Consider the following 3,084-nt stretch of genomic DNA (forward strand, 5'->3'; position numbering starts at 1 on the left):
GGGTTTGGCAGAGCATCCCAATGAGTTTTGTTTGATTGCCTCTCGGGATGGGCGCCAGGGATCCGTGGTTGTGCATCAGGACGTGAATCTCTATGCGGCGTTGATTGAGCCAGGACACGCCATCAGCCAACGCTTGGATGAGAAGCGCTACGCATGGCTGCAGGTAGCTCGGGGCAATGCGACTCTGAACGGGCTGCCCTTGCAAGAAGGAGATGGCGTAGCTATTGCTCAGGAAGGGGGGATTCATCTTTTTAGCAAAGATGGTGCTGAAGTATTGCTGTTTGATTTGGCTTGAGATTGCCTTTTCGTCCTATCTTGACTACCTTCATCGCTAGAATTTTCCAAAGATTCCGTCTGCAATGTTGCAATCATCTTAATCATCTTAATGTGGTTGTTACGAGGTAAAGTTGTTCAGAAAAATGATTCAAGTCATGCCCATCTACTCTTAAACACAATGAGTTGCGGCACAAAGTCGAGAAAATCTCATAAAACTGCTTTAAATTAGCCAGGACGCATTCTATGGCGGCACTCTGGCAAATCAAGATTTCACGGTTTATTTACTTTGACTTGAGCACGCAAATTGTCCATATTGTTCGGTCATCATTACTTCCAGACGGATTAGCTGCTAAGTTGACCTTGGCTTTATCATATTAGAAAACACTATCTCGTTTTTATTTCCTAAAATAAAAACAAACTTAGAGATGAAGGCAGATCCATAGCTTGTCAGTTGGTCATTTCTCTTGATAATCAAAACATCCCATTTCTCTTTAAAGCAGCAATCACTATCCATCACCTGTATACGAGCTAAGATTCTTTCGTCGTTTGGCAGATCGGAGATAGCGAAGCCAGACTCGACGTAAAGTTGTAACCTTGGCAAGTCTAGCAAATCTGCCACAATTACCGGAGGACAGCTTTGGCTGACAAGAACTTTTAGCTGCTCTTGAAACTGATGTAGATCCTGAACTTGCTCATAGATGGCCAGCCTCGTATCTATAAGATCGCTGTGAGAAGTGCTCATAAAAAAGCGAATCTCAGATTTCCCCTTGTAAAAATCTGGCAATTCCCCCTTAAATACCCAGTCCATTAGGTTAGCTACTCTGTACTTAGGATGCCATTCTGAAAAAAACTTTTCGTGGGCTCGCTTAGCCATCTCTATAGCCAGCTCGTGGTTCTCCAGGTAAAACTTGATCTTCTCTATCAGCTCTGAGAGAGAGCTGTAAACATCACAATACAGGCCAGGAACCAAATACTCATCAAAACCAGAAGCAAATGAAAGGCGATCTGTGAGCAAAAAACCTCCTGCAGAAATAATCTCAAAATTCCTAAAGTTAATGTCGCCATTTAAGCTACAATTTAAGGAGATTAAAGAGTGAGCAAAAAGATGGGCTGCTTCCTCTCTAGACCCTTGTTTGACAACCAAGGGTAATTCAAGCTGCTTTAGAGCACCGACTAGGAAACAGCGTCTTGGATGAATCGGGCTCAGATGACCTAGGAAAGCAACCTTTTTCTCTTTATTTTCTATCCATTCATGAGCAATGGTACGCATAGATATGAGAGGTAGCCATGCTACATTCTTGAAACCTGTTGCAGCAAACCAGTGCAAGTGATGGCGATTATGAGGGGTCACCACATAATCAAAATCTTCTTGTCTGCAATAGCTTAAAAAATTTGAGAGATAATGCTCCGTAAGCTGAATACTACTTCCAAGTGGTCTCCCGTGATGGGTATCTCCAGCCAACAAAACAGTTGGACAGCCGAATTTCTTAGTGCCTAAAACTCTCGAGCTAAAGACGGATGACCAGACAATAACCAAATCAAAATCTTTATCTTTAATACGATTTGATTCCTGCGCAAACTCGTAAATATCATAGTCTCCTAAGGGGGACTCAACTAAGTCTTCGGAGGTAGTAATATAGCTAAAGCCAAGGCCTTTTGCAATTCCTTCTGGGCACAAAGTTACTTGTCGGCTAGAGAAAATGGGAGGTGGGATATAATTCGGCCGTATTGGCCAACTGAGGAGAACGCGAGGCTCTAAAGTTTCAGCTTTTAGGTCGCCCATAACTTATCCTCCGCTTATGGCTCTCGTAGTTGTAGGCAGTAATCCAGTCACAGCACCGCCGTATTATAACACACGTAGGCAGGGACTGGCTAAGTGCTTGGAGCAGTGCTGCCAGTAGGGGTAGGACTCGGTGTTTGAATGCCCGCTGGACACTGCCAAGCTGAAAGACAAGCTAGAACGGTTGTGGCTGCCTCTGCTGAACCTCAAAAAAGACAGCCTACGGGTGTACTCTTTGGATGCTACCGTCAAACAATGAATAAAGGTCTTCGGAGGGTCTCTCCCCTACGAGCCGCTGGACTACCTGATTTTCTGGGGTTCCCTGGCTGGCCGAAAATGTAAAGCTTTGTGCGCAATCCCTTGGAGTGAGCCATCACCAGCCTAGCCTTGCCGGATCTAGATTTTAGGAGAAAATCGGGGGTCTTTTCCCGAATTGACAAGAAGATTCAAAATAGTACCTCTAGCAAGAAAAATGCCCTTGTTTGCACTTATAGCAAGGAGATGGGAACAATACGAATTAGCAATTTTAGGTCTTAACTGCGATCGAAAGTCAACCTCTACTTTGCTAACTAACTATGCTTATGAATCTGGCCGCAAAGCGGGATGAAGTCTTATATAAAATGGTGTGATCTATAATCCAGTTGTTTGTCAAGTTATTTCCTTGCCGGAGCAGAGAGGAGATGAAAAACTGATAGTAGTTTGATCATCGGTAGTTTAGGAGTCTATATTTTCGAATTGGTTGACTTAGTACTGCTACTGTCCTGGTCAACCAGCGAAGATCTGCGAAAGTCTCTCCTAGAGTAGATATTCTATCTTAACAACGATAATATATCCAAGTATCGAACCTTTGACTACAAAGATCTAGAAAACTTTTGTCACCACTTGGGTAGCTTACCCTAGTTGCGAGTGACTATACCTTATGGATAGAAATTCGCTCTTTTTTTGAATGTTTTGCTAACTCAATTGAGAGAGCACTTGCTGCCAAAGGTGGGCGAGCTGGGATCCCCTGCCCTTGGCGTACAGCAGGC

General features: G+C 43.8%; 1 protein-coding gene and 1 pseudogene. One reads left to right on the forward strand and one right to left on the reverse strand.

All coding sequences use genetic code 11. The features are described from left to right. Window positions 1-295, forward strand: a pseudogene (locus NW853_RS13435) (pirin family protein); the annotation flags it as partial. Between the two features lie 330 nt (window positions 296-625). On the opposite strand, the gene NW853_RS13440 reads toward NW853_RS13435, so the two are convergent. Beyond that, window positions 626-2,059, reverse strand: coding sequence for a glycosyltransferase (locus NW853_RS13440; RefSeq protein WP_414349274.1), 1,434 nt, complete (start codon window positions 2,057-2,059; stop codon window positions 626-628). Window positions 2,060-3,084 lie beyond the last annotated feature (1,025 nt).

Source organism: Synechococcus sp. H55.11 (assembly GCF_047462475.1).
In the GTDB taxonomy this organism is placed as follows: domain Bacteria; phylum Cyanobacteriota; class Cyanobacteriia; order Thermostichales; family Thermostichaceae; genus Thermostichus.